Annotated in this window: 17 protein-coding genes; 10 read left to right on the top strand and 7 right to left on the bottom strand. The window is 64.6% G+C overall.

The window, feature by feature from the left end:
- Positions 1-6 precede the first annotated feature (6 nt).
- Positions 7-1,485: a hypothetical protein gene (locus GEV06_13305; GenBank protein MPZ18873.1), complete on the bottom strand. Its 1,479-nt coding sequence runs from the start codon at positions 1,483-1,485 to the stop codon at positions 7-9.
- A gap of 177 nt (positions 1,486-1,662) precedes the next feature.
- Between GEV06_13305 and GEV06_13310 the strand changes: the two genes are divergently transcribed.
- From GEV06_13310 to GEV06_13335, 6 genes are all read left to right on the top strand, one after another.
- Entirely contained in the window at positions 1,663-2,355 is a 693-nt protein-coding gene (locus tag GEV06_13310; protein ID MPZ18874.1) for a response regulator, read from the top strand.
- Positions 2,356-2,473: 118 nt separating this feature from the next.
- Positions 2,474-3,841 (top strand): PAS domain-containing protein, encoded by a 1,368-nt coding sequence (locus GEV06_13315; protein ID MPZ18875.1) that lies wholly within the window; start codon positions 2,474-2,476, stop codon positions 3,839-3,841.
- Between the two features lie 167 nt (positions 3,842-4,008).
- Positions 4,009-6,801: an outer membrane beta-barrel protein gene (locus GEV06_13320; protein MPZ18876.1), complete on the top strand. Its 2,793-nt coding sequence runs from the start codon at positions 4,009-4,011 to the stop codon at positions 6,799-6,801.
- Between the two features lie 213 nt (positions 6,802-7,014).
- Complete coding sequence (locus tag GEV06_13325) at positions 7,015-8,325, top strand: hypothetical protein (GenBank protein MPZ18877.1); 1,311 nt, start codon at positions 7,015-7,017, stop codon at positions 8,323-8,325.
- Positions 8,322-8,852 (top strand): hypothetical protein, encoded by a 531-nt coding sequence (locus GEV06_13330; GenBank protein ID MPZ18878.1) that lies wholly within the window; start codon positions 8,322-8,324, stop codon positions 8,850-8,852. Before GEV06_13325 ends, GEV06_13330 begins: the two co-directional genes overlap by 4 nt.
- 176 nt (positions 8,853-9,028) lie before the next feature.
- Positions 9,029-9,718: a Uma2 family endonuclease gene (locus GEV06_13335; protein ID MPZ18879.1), complete on the top strand. Its 690-nt coding sequence runs from the start codon at positions 9,029-9,031 to the stop codon at positions 9,716-9,718.
- A gap of 8 nt (positions 9,719-9,726) precedes the next feature.
- Here the strand turns inward: GEV06_13335 and GEV06_13340 are convergent, their stop codons facing one another.
- Together GEV06_13340 and GEV06_13345 are read right to left on the bottom strand one after the other, a co-directional pair.
- Positions 9,727-11,367, bottom strand: coding sequence for a hypothetical protein (locus tag GEV06_13340; GenBank protein MPZ18880.1), 1,641 nt, complete (start codon positions 11,365-11,367; stop codon positions 9,727-9,729).
- Between the two features lie 55 nt (positions 11,368-11,422).
- Positions 11,423-11,854, bottom strand: a complete 432-nt coding sequence (locus GEV06_13345; GenBank protein MPZ18881.1) for a metalloregulator ArsR/SmtB family transcription factor — start codon at positions 11,852-11,854, stop codon at positions 11,423-11,425.
- A gap of 157 nt (positions 11,855-12,011) precedes the next feature.
- Between GEV06_13345 and GEV06_13350 the strand changes: the two genes are divergently transcribed.
- The 4 genes from GEV06_13350 to ppk1 all read left to right on the top strand — a co-directional run bounded on the left by GEV06_13350 (position 12,012) and on the right by ppk1 (position 16,706).
- Positions 12,012-12,413 carry an arsenate reductase ArsC gene (locus GEV06_13350; GenBank protein MPZ18882.1) on the top strand — a complete coding sequence of 134 codons (402 nt, stop codon included), beginning with the start codon at positions 12,012-12,014 and terminating at the stop codon, positions 12,411-12,413.
- Between the two features lie 108 nt (positions 12,414-12,521).
- Positions 12,522-13,376, top strand: coding sequence for an alpha/beta fold hydrolase (locus GEV06_13355; GenBank protein MPZ18883.1), 855 nt, complete (start codon positions 12,522-12,524; stop codon positions 13,374-13,376).
- Positions 13,377-13,528: 152 nt separating this feature from the next.
- A complete protein-coding gene (locus GEV06_13360) occupies positions 13,529-14,257 on the top strand; it encodes a response regulator (GenBank protein MPZ18884.1) in 729 nt (242 codons plus the stop codon).
- Between the two features lie 205 nt (positions 14,258-14,462).
- Complete coding sequence (gene ppk1, locus GEV06_13365; GenBank protein ID MPZ18885.1) at positions 14,463-16,706, top strand: polyphosphate kinase 1; 2,244 nt, start codon at positions 14,463-14,465, stop codon at positions 16,704-16,706.
- Positions 16,707-16,723: 17 nt separating this feature from the next.
- Here ppk1 and GEV06_13370 read toward each other — a convergent pair whose 3' ends face one another.
- The 4 genes from GEV06_13370 to GEV06_13385 all read right to left on the bottom strand — a co-directional run bounded on the left by GEV06_13370 (position 16,724) and on the right by GEV06_13385 (position 20,695).
- Entirely contained in the window at positions 16,724-16,951 is a 228-nt protein-coding gene (locus GEV06_13370; GenBank protein MPZ18886.1) for a hypothetical protein, read from the bottom strand.
- A gap of 175 nt (positions 16,952-17,126) precedes the next feature.
- On the bottom strand, positions 17,127-18,374 hold the full coding sequence (locus GEV06_13375; GenBank protein MPZ18887.1) for an MFS transporter: 1,248 nt from the start codon (positions 18,372-18,374) through the stop codon (positions 17,127-17,129).
- 93 nt (positions 18,375-18,467) lie between these two features.
- The gene (locus GEV06_13380) at positions 18,468-20,117 is read right to left on the bottom strand and encodes a TonB-dependent receptor (protein MPZ18888.1); all 1,650 of its coding nucleotides are present in this window, start codon (positions 20,115-20,117) and stop codon (positions 18,468-18,470) included.
- Positions 20,015-20,695 (bottom strand): TonB-dependent receptor plug domain-containing protein, encoded by a 681-nt coding sequence (locus tag GEV06_13385; GenBank protein ID MPZ18889.1) that lies wholly within the window; start codon positions 20,693-20,695, stop codon positions 20,015-20,017. Before GEV06_13385 ends, GEV06_13380 begins: the two co-directional genes overlap by 103 nt.
- Positions 20,696-20,702: the final 7 nt, after the last annotated feature.

The following is a 20,702-nucleotide window of genomic DNA, read 5'->3' on the forward strand; positions in this document are numbered from 1 at the left end:
TCCCTCCTAATTTTCCCCAGTGTCGTAGTACAGGGTGAGATCCGTGCTCTCGCTGTCGTCGATCAGTCGCTCGCCTTCGAGCTCCGGATGAGCGTCGTACGGTTCCAAGGTCAATCGATGCACGCTGCCCGGCTCCTTCCGTGCCGTCGGGAGGACCTGCACGTCGCGGATCGCCCACTGCGCCACCTGGATCTGCCGAGCGTCATAGTCTCCCTCGAGCACCTTGATAATCTCGTAGCCGTTGACAACGAGCGCGTTGCGGTACGGCGCGATTGCTTGGGGTGTGGGAATGGTTCCTGGACTCACCAGTCGTGCCTCGACGACGACGCGCCCGGCTCCAGGGCCCCGCTCCTCGGCGCCCGACGGGTCGCCTGCCGCGCCTGCGGGACCGAGAGCTCCGCTCGAGGGCACCGCGTGCGGGCTGTCGCTGCGATCCATCCATACATCTGGGTAGGAATCGCCGCCATCGTTGTGCGTCAGGCGGACCCACGCCTCGACCTTGGAGAAGTCGGCACTGAAGCGGCCAACGTACACCTCGGACTGCTTTCCTCCGCTGCGCACTTGGTTTGGGCCGCCGCGATTGTACGGCCCCGTCATCGTCAGGAACCGCGGATGGTTCGTCCAGCGCGGATGATACACCTCCGGGTTGCGGAAGCCCGGCGCGCTGTTGATGTTGACGGTCCACCGCTTGTCGGTCCCCACATCGACCATCGTGAGGTTGCGATGCGCGCCGTCGAAGTACCAGAGGAGGCCACTGCCCACGTTCGCGAAATCGGGCCAGCATCCTTCACCGAGCTTCTGAAACGGGCCATTTGGCAGCTCCGCCAAGCCGATGTTCGGCCACGGGAACTCGCCGCCAGCCATGCGCCCGTCGGTCGATAGATTGAAGGAGGTGGCCTTCGACGCCTTGTCGTTCCAAACGACCTCTCGCCTGGCCGGATCGTCGATCGGAAATCGCGTCACGGTAGCAAAGTCGTACGGCCTGGCTTCCGTATGGCCCGATCCCACGTACACCCATTCAGTGCCATCTCTTGGGTCCGGCCACACGGTGAGCGCAAATCCGCTCGCGAGCTCCTCGAAGCTCGAGCCCTCCCAGTCGCCTAGCGACACTTGCGGTCCGCCCGGAGCATTCGGCCGGCTCGATACCACGAAGCGGTCGCCGCGCGGTGTCAGGAGCGGTTTCACATAGCTACCACGCTCGCGACGAATCACCCGCTCGCCTCGATCATCCTCCGTATCGAAGCCCATCAGGACGAGGTCGTCGCCTGCAGCGAACGGATCCTCACCGTCGTGCTGGACCCAAACGAGGCGAGTATGCGTACCGGTCAGCTCATGCACGGCCGCGGCAGGCCCCTCGCGCGTCTGGGTGGGGTTGGAGCATGCGGCCACGATCAGAACGAGCGGAACAAGCAGGATGAGCCGAGGCCTATCTGGTCCCTTCATGCGCACCCAACGGATCATTTCACAGGCAAAGATGGCTGTCATCTTTTCTCCAGTGACGAGTGACGAGTGGCGAGTGACGAGGTATTCTGTGCCGGGGCCGACGCGCCGGCGGTTGATGGTCACCCGGTGGGCAAGGGCGCCGCCGTTTCATAGTCGTTCAGCCCAAGCCGAGGGTGCACCCTCACTCGTCACTCGTCACTCGTCACTCGTCACTTCCTAATGTCCCGTGTCCTGGTTGTAGAAGACGACGCCGATATCGCGGATCTCGTCCGGTTGTACCTCCAGCGAGCGGGCCATGAGGTGCAGTGCCTGCATTCCGGCTCTGAAGCGCTCCACCTGATGCTCCAGTCAACGCCAGATGTGGTCGTGCTCGATCGCATGTTGCCCGGTGTCGACGGCCTCGAGATCCTTCGTCTCGTGCGTACGACGCCTGAGCTCAAGGGCATCCCCATCCTGATGTTGACCGCGCGCGCAGCAGAAGCGGAGCGCATACAAGGGCTCGAGGTCGGCGCAGACGACTACGTGACGAAGCCATTCAGTGCAAAGGAGCTCGTCGCGCGCGTCGCGGCCCTTCTACGACGTACCTCGGCCGCCGCCAGCGGCGGCCCGCAGCAGCGCTACGGGCCGATCTTGCTCGACCTCGATCGACACCTGGTGACCAACGAAGGGCAGGAGGTGAGGCTCACGGCCAAGGAATTCCTGCTGCTGCAGTACTTTCTCGAGCACCGCGGGCGTCTGCTGTCGCGCGAGGTCCTGCTCACCAACGTCTGGGGATATACCTACACTGGCGGGACTCGGACCGTAGATGTGCACATCCGGCGCCTGCGCGAGAAGCTGCCGCTGCTCGGCGAGGCCATCGAGACCGTCAAGCAGTTTGGGTACAGGCTGAGGAATCTGGAAGAACGTCCATAATGTCGCCCCATAGGGCTCGTCTTGGGGCTCGTCTCGGGGCTCGTCTCGGGCCCGGCCCGAGTCGCCCCGGCGTGGGCGCCCGAACGCAACCGCCGCACGCAAGGCACGGAAGCTCGTCATGCGTCGTTCTACAGTCATTCTTCTCGTCACCATGGCCGCCGTCGGGGTGTTGCTGGCCCTGTTCAGCGAAGCCTCCGAGAGCGGCGGCTCAGACGGCAATCTGCCGCGTGTCGTGCTCATGGCCTGTCTCGTCGCGCTCGCGGCCGCCGCGACGTTGACCTGGCTCGACCGTCGCGCGCTGCGCCGCCGCGTCTCCGCGTTGGCCGAAGCCATCAAGCAGCTCCCCACGCCGGCGGGTGCCACACGCCTCGTCCAGCAGGCCGACGATGAGCTACAGGAGATCGCGCACGCGGTGAATGCGACCGCGGATGCCGTCGGGCGGCGGCTGAGCGAGGCGGCTCATGAGCGCGCGCGGATGGAAGCGATCCTGGCCAGCATGCTCGAGGGCGTGTTGGTCGTGGATCGTGACGGCGAGGTCGTCCTCGCCAATGACGCGGCACGTGGCCTCTTGCCTCTCGACGGGACACCTATCGGCCGCCGCTACGTCGAGCTCATCCGCCAGCCTGACATCATTCAGCAGATTGCCAGTGCCCTCGCGGGCGCGACGCCACCGGCGGTGGAGGTCGTCTTTGCCCGGGAGGCGCAGCGGATCTTCCTGGCACGCGCCGCGCCCGTGCTCCCTTCGGCCGGGACCGGCGCGGTCCTGGTCTTGCATGACATCACGGACCTGCGACGCGCCGATCGCATGCGGCGGGATTTCGTCGCAAACGTGTCACATGAGTTGCGGACGCCGCTCACCGCCATTCGCGGCTACGTGGAAGCGCTCCTCGACGAGGGTCCGCACGCACCGCAGGTGCAACGTTTCTTGGAGATCATTGGCCGTCATGGCGCCCGGATGGAGCGGCTGGTGCAGGATCTCTTGCGCTTGGCCCGGCTGGACGCGGGTCAGGAAGCCTTGGACCTGGTGAACTGTTCGACAGACGCGCTCTTTGCCGCCGTCATCGACGACCTTCGGCCCTCCATCGAGAACCGTCAGCAACAGGTGGAGCTCAGCGTCGACCGTGAAGCCACAACGCTGGTGGTCGATCCGGCGAAGCTGCACGACGTGCTCCACAACCTGGTCGAGAACGCGTCGAACTACTCGCCCGAACGCGCGCGGATTACGCTCTCGGCCGAGGCAAACGGGGACCGCTTCCTGTTGCGCGTGGCCGATACCGGACCAGGCATCTCAGAGGCCCACCTCCCGCGCATCTTCGAGCGCTTCTACCGGGTGGACAAGGCTCGCTCACGTGAAGCGGGGGGGACCGGCCTTGGCCTGTCCATCGTGCGTCACCTCGTCGAGCTGCACGGAGGAACGGTCTCCGCCGCGAATCGGGCCAGCGGCGGCGCGCTCTTCACTGTCAGCCTACCCCGACGCACCGACTGACCCCCTGACTCCTTCGATTTCCTGATTCCTGATTCCTTTCTTAACACCGATGTAACGGACGTCTTACGTCCTCGTCATACCCCCGCTATACCCTTCACCCGAAGGTCGGGTTTGCTCAGCAATCCCGTCGTTAGGATGCACCTCCCGGTCCGACTCTCGAGGAGCTTATGAAATCCCCACATTTGATGGGCGTAGCGCTGTGGCTCTTCGTCACAGCGTGCGCTGTTCCCGGTTTTGCGCAAGATACGGCCAGCGCCGGCAGTCCCGCCGGGGCCACGATCCGCGTGGCGGGGCGGGTGCTCGACTCGCAGAATGCAGTACCGCTCCCTGGCGTCACGGTGGAGCTGGTGGGCACCGACGTGGTGGCGTACACCGACGTCGATGGCCGGTACGTCTTGGACGTACCGGCGGGCACACATGAAATCAAGGTCGTGCTGGACGGCTACGAGGAACAGACGGTCCGCGTGCAGGCGGAGTCTGGACAACCGGTCGATGTCAACGTCGCCCTCACGATGGCGGCCTTCGCGGAACAGGTGACCGTGACGGCGGACGTCGTCGAGAGCTCGATGTCCTCCGCAGCGACCCAGTTGGTGGAGCGCCGCCGGGCCTCGGTGATCTCCGACAATCTGGGCGCCGCTGAGATGAGGCAGAACGCCGACTCGAACGCAGCGGCCGGAATGCAGCGGGTCACCGGTCTCTCGGTCGTGGACGACCAATACGTCTTCGTTCGAGGGCTCGGGGAGCGCTACAGCACGACGACCCTGAATGGCGCCACGCTTCCCACGACCGAGCCGGATCGGCGGGTCGTCCCGCTCGATCTGTTCCCGGCGGGACTCCTGGAGAGCGTCCGCGTGTCGAAGTCGTTCTCGCCCGACCAGCCGGGCGATTTCGCCGGCGGCGTCGTGGAAATCCAGCCACTGAGTCTTCCGTCGCGTGCGGTGCTCGACGCCTCGTTCACCATCGGCGTCAACTCGCAGACAGCGGGTGAAACGGGCCTCGGCTATTCCGGTGGGAGCCGTGACTTTCTCGGCTACGGCAACGGAGCGCGGGAGCTGCCGACGAGCTTTCCTGATCGCCGAGTGGTTCGTCGCGGCGGCATCTTCACGCCGGACGTCGGCTTTTTGCGTGAGGACCTCGAGCCGCTCGGCGAAGCGTTCGAGAACACCTGGGACGCACAGCCGCGGGACAGCAAGCCGGAGCAAAGCTACAACCTCGTCTACGGTAACCGCTTCGGCCGCCTCGGCGTGGTGGCGAGCGTGACCCAGGGATACGAGGAGCAGTTCGGTGACGAGCTGTGGCGCACCTTCCGCGTTGGCGGCGAGGAGGACGATTTGGAGGTGTTCAGCGACTACGCGTTCCAGACGAGCACCCTCCAAGCGCGTACCGGCGTCGTCGGCAACGTCGCCTGGCAGTTCTCGCCGAGCCACCGGCTGGGCGTCAACAACTTCTACACGCACACCGGCAGCGACGAAACGCGGACCTACGAAGGCTTCAACTCCGATATCGCCACCACGGTGCGCGACACACGCCTCTTCTGGAAAGAAGAAGCCCTGCTCACCAACCAGCTGATCGGTGATCACCACCTGAGCGGGTTCGGCAACAGCCGCGTCGACTGGCGCGTGGCCTACGCCAGGGCAGACCGCGACGAGCCGGACCTCCGCCAAACGCTGTACGAGTTCCAGAACGGCCAGTTCGTGCTCGCCGACGAATCGCAGAGCGGCTTCCGCATGTTCAACACGCTCGACGACCAAAGCGTGGACCTGGCGCTCAACTGGAGCGTCTATACGACGACCTGGGCCAGCCAACCCATGATGTTCAAATTTGGCCCGTCGTTCATCCGTCGCGAGCGGGACTTCAGGTCGCGGCGCTTCCGCTTCGTTCCGCTCGTCACGTTCGGCGCGGATCGCTCGCTCTCACCGGAGGAGCTCTTCACGCCGGCCAACATCGGACCGGAGGACTCGTTCGAGATCCGGGAGGAGACGCGCCCCACCGACACCTACGAAGCCAACCAAGACATCCTCGGCGGTTACGCGATGATCGACCTGCCGCTGTCGAACCGGCTCCGACTCGTCGGCGGCGTGCGTCTGGAACGCTTCGAGCAAACGGTCGACACGTTCGATCCCTTCAGCCTCGCGACCGAGCTCGAGATTGTTCGCTCGGAGCTCGAGACGACCGACGTCCTACCGGCCCTCAACCTGATCTACGCCCTGACACCGTCGGCGAACCTGCGGGTGAGCGCCAGCCAAACCGTGAACCGGCCGGAGTTCCGCGAGCTGGCGCCGTTCGAGTTCACGGACGTCGTTGGTGGGCGATCCGTTGTCGGTAACCCGGATCTACAGCGGGCGCTCATCCGCAACGTCGACGTGCGGTGGGAGTGGTTCCCGCGGGCGGAGGAGGTGCTCGCCGCAAGCTTCTTCGTCAAGCAGTTCGAGGATCCGATCGAGCGCATTGTTGAGCCTACAGCGCAGCTCCGCACCTCGTACACGAATGCCGAATCGGCGCGCAACTTCGGCGTCGAGCTCGAGGCGCGCAAGGCGCTCACCCCCTGGCTGGTGGCCGGAGCCAACTACACGTTCGTCGACTCGGAGATCGAGCTCGCACCGGCCGCGCAGCAGGTGCAAACCTCGCTCACCCGCCCCTTGGCCGGCACGTCGAAGCACCTGTTCAACGCGCTCGGGGAACTGCGTTTCGCCCAGCGCTCGTCGCTGCGCGTGCTCTACAACTTCTTCGGCGACCGCATCGTCGATGTGGGCTCGGAGGGGCTGCCCGACATCATTCAGGAGGATCGCGGCGGCCTCGACGTCGTGTTCTCACACCAACTGGCTGGGCGGCTCAACCTTCGCGTGGCAGGCGTCAATCTCATCGACGACCCCTTCGAATTCACGCAGGGGGGCAAGCTCCAGCGCAGCTACGAGGTGGGACGCACGTTCAGCGTCTCCTTGGGAGTCAGTGCGTTCTGAGCGCGGCGACTCACCACGAAGGGCATGAAGATCAACCACGAAGAACACAAAGAATGGTTGCACCACGAAGAACACGAAGTTCACGAAGAAAACTCCAGAAAGAATTCTTCGTGCTCTTCGTGACCTTCGTGGTGCAACCATTCTTTGTGTTCTTCGTGGTTGAGTTCTTCGTGGTTTCCTCTTCCGGTTCTTCGCAGTTGGCTAGGAGGTTTTATGCGTCGGTTCAGATCGATTCTCGTCCACGCGAGCTTGATCGGTGCCCTGATGGTGACTCTCGCGCCAGGCACCGCTACCCAGGTAGAAGTCCCCGGCATCGACAAGCCGGTCGTCGTCGTGAGCGGCCGCATCACGAGCGACACGACCTGGGAAGACCAGTTCTACTACGTGTTGCGCGGTGCGGTGTTCGTTCAAGACGGCGCGAGGCTCACGATCGAGCCGGGCACCACGATCGTCGGCGAAACGGCCACGCAAGGCACGCTCGTCATTGCGCGCGGCAGCCGGATCATCGCCAACGGGCGCCGTGACGCACCGATTGTGTTCACGAGCGATCAACCCGTTGGCGAGCGTGGCCGCGGCGACTGGGGCGGCCTTATCATCAATGGTCGGGCACCGCTCAACGTTTCTGGGGGCGAAGGCGTCGGCGAAGGTGACACGGGCGTCTACGGCGGTGACGACCCGAACGACAACAGCGGCATCCTCCGCTACGTGCGCGTCGAGTTCGCCGGCATCGAGTTCAGCCCCGACAACGAGCTGAACGGTATCGCGTTCCAGGGCGTCGGCCGAGGCACGGTTGTTGACTACGTCCAGGTCAAGGCGAACAAGGACGATGGTGTCGAGTTCTTCGGAGGAACCGCCGATGCGAAGCACCTCGTGCTCACGAGCATTGCCGACGATAGCCTCGACTGGACGGACGGCTGGGTGGGTCGTTTGCAGTTCGTCGTGGCTCACCAGCGGGGAGACGACGCGAATAACGGGATCGAGGCAGACAACAGCGGCGACAACAACAATCTCCAGCCGCGGTCCGACCCGACCATCTACAACGCGACGTTCATCGGCGACCCAGATAACAATGAGGGGAGCGAAAGCGACAACGGGTGGGTCCTGCGAGAAGGCACTGCGGCCACCATCCGAAATTTCATCGTGATGGGTTTCAAGGAATGGGGGATCAACATCGATCACACCGCTACCGTCGAGCAGATCCGCAACGGCAATCTGACGCTGGCAAACGGCATCCTGTTCCAGAACGGCCTGCTGCCTGGCTTCGCACACTTCGACGATGACGCGGCGCCGTTCTTCGCCGGCAGCCCGACGATCCGGATCGCCGACCCAGGGCTCATCGATCCCTACAACCACGAGAACCCGAACTATCGCCCGCGCGGTGCCGCGACGCTGGCGGGAGGTCAGCTCGCACCCGCGACGCCGCCCAACGACGGGTTCTTCGAGGTCACCACGTATATCGGCGCGCTGAGCCCAGACCCCGCCCAGGACTGGACGCGCGGCTGGACCAACTTCGAACAGCAGTGAACGTTTTTCGCATGAATGCCCTGCGCGTCGCGCAGGGCATTCTCACCCTCCTCATCTGCACGGCTTGTACGGGTCGTGACGACAGCGGATCGCGCGTCGCGCTGTCCTCCACCTTCCCCACGCCGGAGCGCCTCGCGCAGGCGGTACTCGATGGCTTCCGCGAGCGAGACCGATCGCGGCTCGCGAGCATGATGCTGTCAGAGGCGGAGTTCCGCGAGGCAATCTGGCCGGAGCTCCCGGCGAGCCGCTCAGGACGCAACTTGCCAAGCGACTACGCGTGGGGGCAGCTCAAACAACGGAGCGACGGGGCGCTCGCATCGCTCTTCGCCCGGCATGCCGGCCAGCGATACGACCTCGTGCGCATCGAGTTCACCGGCGAGACGACCGAGTACGGCGCATTCACGGTGAGGCGGCACTCGCTCATGACCGTGCGCGATGCCAGCGGAGCCGAGCAGCAGCTGCGCCTCTTTGGATCAGCCGTGACGCAGGGTGGACAATGGAAGCTCTTCAGCTACGTCGTCGACTAGACATCTCCTAGTTGCTTCGGCTGATACAGGCCGCCAGATAGGCCACGGCGGTCCCGCTCACGCGTGCGTGTCTGTCCGAGTGGCCCACTACAAGTCCCCCTGCTCGTCGCGATGGAATGCGCCGATGAGATGGATGGTAGTATCATGATGGTTATCTTGCATTTTGCAGGGTGTGCATGACGATGCCGCAGACTGCCTCTTACGTTGACGCAATTGGGCATGTACCGCCGGGCGGTACCCTGATTGTGACGAACGTCCCGTGGTCAGAGTACGAGCAACTGCTGTCCACCCTCGGCGAGGGGTACACGGCGAGGATTACCTATGATCGTGGAAGGTTGGAGATCATGGCGCCCTCGTCCAGTCATGAGATGTACAAGGAGTTGCTTGTCGGCATCGGACGCCTCGTCGCCCAGGAGATGGGGGTCGATCTCGAAAGCCGCGGCTCCACTACCTTCAAGGTCGAGCGTTTCGCCCAGGGCGCCGAGCCTGACACCTGCTTCTATGTGCAACACGCCACCAGCATCATTGGCAAGACGATGATCGACCTCGAGACAGATCCTCCGCCGGACGTGATCGTCGAGGTGGACGTCTCGCACGCCTCAATAAACAAGTTGGACTTCTACGCGAGCCTCGGCGTTCCGGAGGTGTGGCGATACGACGAGCGGCGGATGTGCATCTACCACCTCACAGCACAGGGGTACGTTGAAGCACTCGCTAGCCGCACGTTTCCCCCGTTGACCGGTAACGCCCTCACTGAATTCCTGGAACGGAGCAAGTCGGCTGGCCAGAGTGCCGCACTGAGATCAGTTCGCGACTGGCTGCGCCAAGCTATGGCGCAGGGCTCGACGCAGACCGACGATCGGTGACTCTGCAGCTAATGCTCCCTCCACACCGCCGCGCGCGGGTCGGCATCGTCCTTGTTCGAGGGCGCCCCATCACGGGCGAAGAAGCCCAATAGCAGAAACGGGTAGTACCAGTTCACGTAGACGCCTGTGCCGTGGATCTTCCACATCTGCGCGCCGATTGCGAGCGCACCGGTGAGCAGCGCGAGCTGGACGGGTGTGCGGCCGCGCGCGAGAAAGAAGGCGCCGCAGACAAAGACCACGAAGATCAGGAACATCGGGCTCGTATTGAACTGTCCGGGAACGAGCGGCTCGCGGAGCAGCTCGCGCACGCCGCCGCGTAGGCCCCAGAACCCGAAAGGACTCGAGCCGTAGGCCGCTGGATCCTGCTGGTGTCCCTGCGTGTCGTGCAGGATCGTGCCGATCACGCCTCGTCCGTCTGCCGGGTGCGACCGCAGCAGCACCGGCACGCCGATCACGAGGCTCGCGAGGGCGAGGCCTCCAACGAATCTGACCGTGGCGGCACGATTCTTCCAGTAATACCCAAGCCACGCGGGGATGAAGAACACCGGGTAGAACAGTGTGGCCACGCCGGTGGCAAGGAGCGCTCCCGCGACGATCGGCCGGCTCAGCGCCGCAAACGCCAGCAACACCACCGATGGCGCGGCGATGTGCGAGATGAAGGTGATGCCGCCGATCATCTCACGCTCACCACCGACGCCCAGCACATACGCGCTGCCGCAGTACAAGGCCGCGAGTCCCCAGGCCACCTGGCTCCCGGCGAGGCTTCGCGCGGCGAGGATCAAAGCCGTGACGCCAATCAGATGGAACGACACGGTGGTGAGCTTCGTCGCCAGCACGGGGGGCAGGTAGTAGGGCTGGGCGGCGAGGTCGGGCCGATCAGGCGCGTGCGGATTGACCGGCCGCGGATCCAGCATGATCTGGAACGGGAGGTGCGCCAAGTAGAAGACGGGACTGTAGGTCGAGCCCGGCGTGCCGCTCAGCAGCGGATCGCCGTACGGAAACATGCCTCGCTCCCGTAGACGCTGAGCGCCGAGGTTCGTATAGAACCCTGCGTCGTCGGGTGGCCGTAGCAGACCGATCAGCAGGTTGGACGCGAGCAGCAGGCCGGTGAGGACGACGAGCGCGCGAGCCGGCAGGTTCGGCTGCCAGGGCGCGACGTGTGGCCGGCGCATCCGCCAGAGCGCGCGAGCGAGCAGGAAGAGCCCCACGGCAACGATGCCGGTAAACACCCAATCCATCACGCGAAAGTACGTCGGGTCGCGCAAGAGGTCGAAGAAGCGCATCACGTCGAACAGGAGGAATCCAGTAACCAGCAGCGCCAGCAGCTCGACGTTCCGTGCGCTGAATGGGCGTGCGAAATCGAAAGCAACCGTGAGCGCCACGATGAGCGCAATCCAGAGGACGCCGGCCTCGGTCGGCAGCAGCCGCCGCAGGAAGTCGCCGCCGCTGGGGCCTTTCAGATCCGACCAAACGTTCTCCAGGGTGCGGCTGCCGGAGTGCACGGGCGAGAGCGGGTCGAACCGCGGCGTTTCGAGTTGACGAGGCGTGAGACGCTCCCGGTCCGGTGGCCCCGCAGCCTGTGCGAAGACCGCGTTGGTGAGCAATAAGAGGGTAACGCCTGTCAGAACGAGCACACCAGCACGGCGCATGATCCGCCGACAAGGCCAAGCATCACCTGACTGACTACTACTCACAAACTCACTCCTACGTCAGTCCCATTTCGGGTCGTCGCAGGCGTGCGGCCAGGCGCGCGACACGTGCGCGGCCGGTGCGGGCCTCGAGCCGAACAGCATCGCGTGCGACCTCGCCTACTGAGGTGAGCGACGCCAGGACCGCGTCCAGCACCTGGCGCAGTGAGGGCGGAAGATCCTCGGCCACTCGATAGTGCACCCAGAGCCCCTCGCGGCGGGTGGACACGAGCCGCGTGCGCCTCAGGTACGCCAAGTGGCGCGAGGCTTTCGGCTGAGGGATCTTCAGCGACTCGTGAATGTGGCAGACACATACCTCACCGTCTTTCAGCAACGCGAGGATGCGCAGTCGCGTTGGCTCTGCAACCGCCGTCAGCAGCTCCGCTACGCGCTCCAGTGGTACACCCGCTTCACCGCTTGGGCTGGCGCCTGTTTCAGGGGGCTCCATGGATTCCTCCTCGATTGCGATGTGGCAAGCTCGCAGTATATATTCGTCGGAGACGATGTGTCACGGGACTCGGCGGTCACCCTTCGACTCGCTTCGCTCGCCGCAGGCGGGCCGTTAGGCGAGTCGAATGGAACTCAAAACTCACAGCTCACGACTCATGGCTCTCGTGATCTTCGCCTGTGTCCATAGTGCTGGGAGGTCGCAGATGGCCGCGGCCTTCTTCAACGCGCAGGCTGATCCGTCTCTCGCGCGGGCGGCGGCCGCCGGCACGGAGCCTGCCGCGCGGGTCCATCCGGTCGTCGTGGAGGCGATGCGCGAGGCTGGCATTGATCTCGACGATGCCCGGCCACAGTTGCTCACGGAGGAGATCGTACGCGGGGCGCGGCTGCTCATCACGATGGGGTGTGGCGAACGCTGCCCGGTCGTGCCGGGTCTCGAGGTGGAGGACTGGGATCTACCGGATCCGAAAGGCAAGCCGCTCGACGAGGTGCGGGCCATTCGCGATCAAGTCCGCGCGCGGGTCGACGCACTGCTGGCGGCACGCGGGTGGCGGGTCTAGGGGGTGGCAGACTGGCTCAGTCCACGTCCGGAGGCAGGCGTCTGAGCGCGCGCGCAGTAGGTAGGCGCCGGCGGCATTATCAACACTGTACTACACGCATGCCAGATAATGCACTCGATGCGTGCCCTTTGGCTGTACGCGGCGATTGTGGTCGCGGCGCTCGCAACGCTGAAGCTGCTGGTTCTGCTGGTACAGCCGCGCATGGCTTTCTTCCCCTTCCGCGGCGAAGACGTGACGCCAGCGCAGCACCAATGGGAGCACGAGGCGGTCACCATCGTGACGCGGGACGGTGAGCGGCTGCGCGCCTGGTGGCTTCCGCATCCGGAGCCGCGCGCGCAGGTTGTCTACTTTCACGGCAACGGCGGCAATCTCTCCATCTGGTGCAACATCCTGGTTGACCTGGCGCGACGCGGGTTCAGTGTCCTCGCGGCCGACTACCGCGGTTACGGTCTCAGCACGGGAGAGCCCTCCGAGCAAGGTCTTTACACCGACGTCGAGGCGACGATCCGCTATTTCACGGAACACCGGCGGGATGGCGATCTGCCCGTCATCTACTGGGGACGCTCGCTGGGTGCCACGATGGCGGCGCGTGCCGCACGCGCGACGCCGCCAGACGGCTTGGTGCTTGAATCCGGCTTCGCCGACGTCCATGCCCTGTTCAATCGAAACCCGATCATGTGGTCGCTGGCGTGGTTCTCGAGTTATCGCTTTCCCACAGCACGATGGCTCCAAGGCGTCACCTGCCCCATTCTCGCGCTCCACGGTACCGCAGACTCGGTCGTGCCGTTCCGGGTCGGACGCGACCTGTTCGAACGCCTCGGATCGCCGCGCAAGCGCTTCGTCGCGATTGACGGGGGCGATCACAACGACGCCGTGCCTCGCCACGCCGACCACTACTGGCGCGCCGTCGAACAGCTCGTCACCGAGTCCACGACTGCCACCCCTAGATCCCTAGATCCCTAGATCCCTAGATCCCTGCCTGATCCCTGACCTTGTGACAGCCAATTAACCGAGATTTAACCGGGCTGTCACGGGCAGGTAACGAGCCCTCGATACCCTTTCACTTGTCGTCTTCTCCACCCCTGCCTGGGAGCGTCGCCGTGATCCATGCCACGATGCCTCGAACTAGCCAGCCGGAACCGGATCGCCTGACCGATAGCCGGACGCGGATTCTCGTCGTCGAGGACGAGCAAGATCTCGCTGATTTGATCAGGCATGCGCTCGAGCGCGAGAAGCACATGAGCGTCGACACGGTCACGAGCGGTGACGCAGCGCTGCAGCTGGTCGCACAGCGCGTCCCCGACCTGATTCTGCTGGATCTCAACCTCCCTGGCGTCGATGGGTTCGAGGTGTGCCGATTGTTGCGCGCGCGCCCAACGACCTCGCACGTGCCCATCATCATGCTCACCGCACGCGCCGGCGAACCGGATCGTATCGCCGGCCTGGATCTCGGCGCCGACGATTACATCGTCAAGCCCTTCAGTCTGCGCGAGCTGGCGGCGCGCGTGCGTGCCGTGCTGCGGCGCCGGCAGCCGAACGCAGCTCCGCCGCTCAGCCTGTATCGTGGCAAGCATCTCGTGGCCGACTTCGAGGCTGTCGCGGTCCAAGTCGAGGGTCAATCCATCCGCCTCACGCGCCGCGAGTTCGAGCTGCTCCGGTGTCTCGTTGAAAACAGGAACCGCGTGCTGTCACGCGATCGGCTCCTCGAGATTGTCTGGGGGTACGACCAGTTCATCGAGACACGCTCAGTCGACGTCCACATCGGCCGCCTGCGCGCGAAGCTCGGTCCCGCCGGGAACCAGATCGAGACGGTGGTCGGCCTCGGGTACCGATTCGTCGAGTAACGGGGATCAAGGGATCAAGGGATCAAGGGATCTAGGGATCTAGGGCCAGCGGATTTGCGATCGTTTGAGGGCCCACGTCGTGTATCGGCAGGCAGCACGCCGGTAGCCCCCGAACGTTCGCCAATCGACTGATCCCTTGATCCCTTGATCCCTTGATCCCTTGATCCCTGTGATATCGTGAGGAGGTAGAATCGTCGAATCAGGTATGCCTCCGATCGATCCCGTTGCTGGGCCAACATCTCAGCGCCCGGAGCAAGCTGCGGCACCCGGACAGGCTCTGGCCCTCGTGCAGCCGCGCATCGCAACGCGTGCGCGCAGCCGGCGCCGCGGCGAGGCGCCCGCACATCTGCCGGCTCCGGACTGGAGTCACGTCGATCCACACAATCTCAGCGACCCAGCTCTGTACATCAACCGAGAGTTGAGCTGGCTCGAGTTCAACGAGCGTGTGCTCGATCAGGCGCGCGACGCGGCACAGCCGTTGCTCGAACGCGTGAAGTTCCTGGCCATTGCGGCGAACAACCTGGACGAGTTCTTCATGGTGCGCGTCGCCACGCTCTTGAAGAAATACCGAGCAGGCATCGAAGACGTGTCACCGGACGGTCTGCACACGGAGCATCAGCTCCAGGCGGTACGGCTGCGGGCAGGTCAGATGTTCGCCGAGATGACGGCCTGCTGGCGCGAGACCTTGCGCCCGTTGCTGGCTGGTGTCGGCGTTCACTTCTTGGAGCCGAAGGACTACACGCCGGAGATCGAGGCCTTCTTGGCTGCATCGTTCAAGCGTGAGATCTTCCCGGTGCTGACGCCGCTGGCCTTCGATCCGGGCCACCCGTTCCCGTATATCTCGAATCTCAGCAAGAACCTGGCCGTGGTGGTCAAGCACAACGGACGCACGAAGTTCGCCCGTGTGAAAGTGCCGGACGTGCTGCCGCAGTTCGTGCAGATTCCAGATGGCCTTGCGCCCAGACCAGGCACGACGTTCGCGTTCCTCGAGGATGTCATCCGCGCGAACGTGCAGGAGCTGTTTCCTGGCACGGAAGTGCAGGAAGCGCACCTCTTTCGCATCATTCGGGACACCGACATGGTGATCCAGGAAGATGAAGCGGACGACCTGCTGGAGTCCGTCGATCGGAGCCTGAAGCAGTTGCGTTACGGCGCGCTCTCGCTCCTTCAAGTCGACAACGACATGCCGCGGCGCGTGCTCCGCATCCTCATCGAGAACTTCGAGGTCGATGAGGAGGCGGTGTTACGGACAATCGACAGGCTGGGGTTCCGCGATTGGATGGAGCTCACCCGGCTGCACCTGCCGCAGTTCAAGGATCCACCGTTCTCACCACGCGTGCTCTGGCCGAATCCGGATAGCGACCTCTTCGACGAGCTCCACTACGAGGACCAGCTCCTGCACCATCCGTTCGACTCGTTCGCCTCGGTCGAGTCATTCCTCAAGGTGGCGGTGACGGATCCGCAAGTGGTCGCCATCAAGATGACGCTCTATCGCATCGGCGCGAACTCGCCGCTCGTCGACATGCTGATCGAGGCGGCAGAGCAAGGCAAGCAAGTTGCGGTGTTGGTGGAGCTCAAGGCACGCTTCGACGAGGCGAACAACATTGCCTGGGCGACTCGCCTGGAGGCCGCCGGTGTGCACGTCGTCTACGGACTCCTGAACTTGAAGACGCACTGTAAGTTGTGCCTGGTCATCCGCAAGGAGCCGGAGGGCATCACCCGCTACGCTCACATCGGCACGGGGAACTACAATCGCGACACGTCGCAAATCTATACCGACCTTGGCATGTTCACCGCCGACGAGACCATCGTCGACGACATCAGCGAAGTCTTCAACTACCTGACCGGCTACTCGAATCGAAAGAGCTTTCGGGAGCTGCTGGTGGCGCCCGTGTCGCTACGCGGGCAGCTGAAGGCGCTCATCGACCGCGAGTGCGAGCATGCCCAGGCCGGTCGCCCTGCGCGGCTCATCTTCAAGAACAACGCCGTCACCGACCCCGCCATGATTCGCGTGCTCTACCACGCATCACAGTGCGGCGTGCCGATTGATCTCATCGCACGCGGCGTTTGCTGCCTCAGGCCCGGCGTGACCGGCATCAGTGAGACCATTCGTGTGCGGTCGATCGTGGGCCGCTTCCTCGAGCACTCGCGCATCTACTATTTCGAAAACGGCGGGCAGCCGGAGATTTACATCGGCAGCGCGGATCTGATGGAGCGGAACCTGGATCGGCGTGTCGAGGTGCTCTGCCCGGTGAAAGACTCCGAGGTCCGGCGCCACCTGCGCGAGACGGTGCTCGAGGCGTATCTGGCGGATACCGATCGCGCCAAGGTGCTGCTGCCAGACGGCCGCTACCTGCGTGCCACCCCCGAAGCGGATACGACACCGCTCAACGCCCAGCAAGCGCTGCTCGACCACAGCATAGGGGAAAGAGGAACGAGCATCACGTAGTGCCACGTAGCTGGCGCTTACGCGCGCCGCCAGCCGTGGTCAGTCCGTGTGTCCAGCTCGAAGAGCCATCGGGCGCGCTCCACTCTGTGCCAATCGGAGCACACCCTCTCCCGAACGACATGATCATCCTGCTCTTCGAGGACGCGCCAGCCGCCGCCCGCCGTGTCCACGACCAGTCGCCTCACGCTGCCGGCGATGTGTTGCATGCGAAGCTCGACACGGTGACCGCGGGGTGTGGGGTTCATTGCAGGGCCTCCCGAGAGGGCACAAAGAGCGCCTATCATCCCGCGAGACGCCACCAAGCGGGTGTAAATTCTCTGTAACGCACTCGGTAAAGCGTTCGTTCGCGATACCGTCAATTGATGAGCTGAAATGAGCGTGGATGGCTGGCAACGTGCCCTTGCCACCGGTGCGCTTTTGTCACGTGGACGCCGCTGGCGCCAGACCGACACGGGGCAGCGAGACGCGCAGCGCCGCCGCGCTCAGCGCGAGCACACAGAGCGCCAGGGTCCAGAGCGCCGGCGTGTACGATCCGGTCAGCGCCGCGCACTGCGCAAAAATGACGGGCCCGATCGCGGAGGCCAGCACGGTGAGCATCTGCGCAGCACCCTGAATGCGCCCCAGATGTGCGTGCCCGAACGCTCGCCGCCAGACCGCGAAGAAGATCACGGTGATCATGCCTCCAGACAGGCCCATCAGCGCAGCAAAGATCCAGAGCTGTGGTCGTGTGCTCAGCACCGGCAGCACCGCGAGCGCGGCCCCGTAGATGAACATGGACAGACCGAGCAATCGCTGCATCGACCAGCGGAGCGTGAGCCATCCGCACCCGAGCTGACCGACGAGGGCAATGATCGACGTGCCGGCGAGGAACGTGACGTAGGTCTGCTGATCGAAGCCACGCTCGGCGAGCACGGCCTCGTTGAACAGTCCAAGGCCTGACGAGACCAATCCGAACAGCGACGTTCCACCGCCGAAGACCCAGAACGCCGGCGTGCGCAACGCCGCGGCAAGTGAGAGCCCGTCACCGACACTCCCGGCAGAGTCTGGCGCCGGCACCGGCGGCCCGACTGGCTCGCGGAGAAATACGAGCACGATGGGTGCAACGATCACTGCCAGGGCAAACGCGACTTGGGCCCAGGCGGTACGCCATCCACTCACCCGAACCACGCCTCCGACCGCAATGAAGGCGGCGGCAAAGAGCACGCTCAACAGCACGGCGTACACGCCCATCGCCACGCCGACCTGGCGGTCGAAGGACTTGCCGACGGTCGTGATGCTGGCGACCGAGAGGGCGCTTTGTCCCAGTGCGCGCGTGGCGAGCACGAGCACGAACAAGAGGACCACGCCGCCACTGATTCGGCTCATGCTCCACACGACGACGGCCAACAGCGCGGTCAACACGAACGTCGTGGCGCGCAGGCCAAAGCGGTCGAGCAGCCGGCCAATCGGCAAACAGACCGCCGCTCCGATGAGCGTCGCCCAGAGATTGATATTCGCGTACAGCACGCGGTCGAGCTGTAGGTCGCGCAGCATGGGCTCCGTGATCAAGCCCAGCCCCTGCGTCCGGCCTGGAAGCGTGGCCAGCATGATGACAGCCGCCACGACCACGTTGGTCCACCCGATCCAGCTGCGCTGATCGGCGTCGCTCGCAGCGCCGCCTTCAGCCATCTCGGTTGCCGATGTCGTCACAGTACTCCACTGCCCCCGGGTGCATCCACGTAAGTGGCCGGGGATTTCAAGGGGCAGAGCCCCCTTGGCTGGTCAAAAGCGAACGCCGGCGCTGAGGCCGAGCGCGCGTGGAGCGCCCATCTCGCCGACAAACCCCGATGGAGCGAAGCTCTCGTACTGGAACGCGACCGGGATGTAGCGCGTATCGAATGCGTTCCGCACCCAGGCTTCGGCCAACAGATACTTGCCTCTCACGCCGGCGTGGAAGTTGGCGAGCGAATAGGACTCCTGGCTCTGAGCGTTGGTATCGTCGTAGTGGAAGGATCCGTAGAGCACAACCTCGGCCCGCCCGTAGAAGGTCACCCCGGGGCTCAACCGACCCGAATACTGGAGACCCGCGCTGGCCGTGTAGTCCGGCGTGTTCGGCAGCTCATTGCCCCCGACGTCTACGCCTGCCGATCGACTGCCGGCCGCGAACCGCGCGTGCGTGTATCCAATCGAGGTGAAGAGGTCGACACCCGGCGCCGGCCTCGCGCTGAGCTCCAGCTCCACGCCACGGCTCGCGGCGCCGCCGACGTTCGCGATATAGAACTGCGCGGGCACCAGCGGATCCGGCACGTTCAGCTGTAGGTTGTTCCAGTCGATGAAGAACGCAGCGGCGTTGGCGGTTAGCCGGCCATTCGCCCAGGTCGTCTTCACGCCGGCCTCGACGTGCCACGCCTGCTCTTCGTCGTAGGCTTCAGACCCGGCGGGCGACGCCGGGTTGAAGCCACCCGCCTTGAATCCACGCCCGACGGTCCCATAGAGCATCTGATCGGGCCGTAGCCGGTACGTAACCGAGACCTGGGGCGAGACGTTCGAGAAGCCCTTGTCGGCGGCAACCGATGCGGGCAAAACGATGGGCGGCTCGGAGAACGTCTCGAGCGCCGCACGCTTCTTCTCGTAATCAAACCGAGCACCGGCGGTCACGTCGAGCCGGCGGTTCACCGTCAACGTGCCTTGGCCGAAGACGCCGAGACCGCGATCCTCGAGCTGGGCGCGCGGCGAAATCTGGCGCACCGCGAGACCGACCGAAGGCGACAGAAGAAACGGCGCGAAGGCGTTCACGGCATCCTGGTCGTAGTCCTGCGTGAAGAGAAAGATGCCGGCCTGCCACTTCAACAGGGCGCGATCCGACAACGCCACGGGCCTCTGCTCCGCCGACGCGAACCGCACTTCCTGCGTGAGCTGAAGGTCTCGCTCCCTGTTGTCGCGCGTGACGAGCGGACGAGACGAGTAGTCGAGATCGGTCGCGTCCTCGGTCGTCCACCGCACCACACCAGTCGTCGTCGAGACGACAATCCGGCTGCCAGTGCGGCGTGCTTGTACGGTCGTGGCGAAGATGTCGCGATCGGTCCGGCCCTCGAAATCCCGCGAGGCGTGGAACGGCTGCTGTCGCGCTGCCGCGAGGTCGTTCAGCGCGTAGTCGCCGTCCCGGGCGCGTTCTCCGGTCACAATGACGCGGGCTTCCCACGTGTCGGTCGGCGTCCACAGTAACTGCCCCTTGCCAGAGAACGCCGAGCGATGATCGAGATCGCTGCCGGTCACATCGTTGACGGTCAACCCCTCGCGTGAGACTTGCGCAAAGGAGACGCCCGCGCTCAGCCGGTCCGCCACCACCGGACCCGATGTGCTTCCGCGTACGGTCCAAAATCCGTGGTTCCCGACGGGAACCGACAGGCGCCCACCCAGCCAGTGCGGGATGGCCGGCTGGTCGTGATGTTCACTAGGCCACCGAGAGTGTTACGTCCGAAGAGCGCGCTCTGTGGTCCACGAACGAGCTCGATCTGATCGACGTCGAGCAGCTCGAGGCTCGAGGAGCTCGCGTTGAGCTGCGGCACGCCGTCGACGTAGGTCGTGATCCCCGGATTGCTCGGGCTCGAGCCGATCCCACGGAAGCGTGGGTTGCTCAACTTCCGCGCCGTGAGCTCGGTGAAGAACGTGTTGGGAGCGTAGAGCGCAGCGTCGCTGACGAGACTGATATTTGCATCCCGAATCGTCTCACCCGGCACCACCGTGACGCTCACCGGCAGCCTCTGCTTGTCTTCCGGCTCCTTCTGAGCCGTCACGGTGACGTCCGGCATGCGCACGCGAAGCGGCGGATCCTCGGTCGGCTGCGTCTGCGGCGGCGCTGCCGTCTGCGCGATCGCGCCCCTCGATGCGATCAGCAGTGCCACGAGGAGACAGCCAACCGCGCGGCCCACTGCTCGGGATGTGCGCAGATACGCCAACCGTTCGAGGAACGGCGCATCGGCCTCGACAGGGAACATATGCGCCGCCATGCAAATG

Source organism: Luteitalea sp., from assembly GCA_009377605.1.
In the GTDB taxonomy this organism is placed as follows: Bacteria; Acidobacteriota; Vicinamibacteria; order Vicinamibacterales; family Vicinamibacteraceae; genus WHTT01.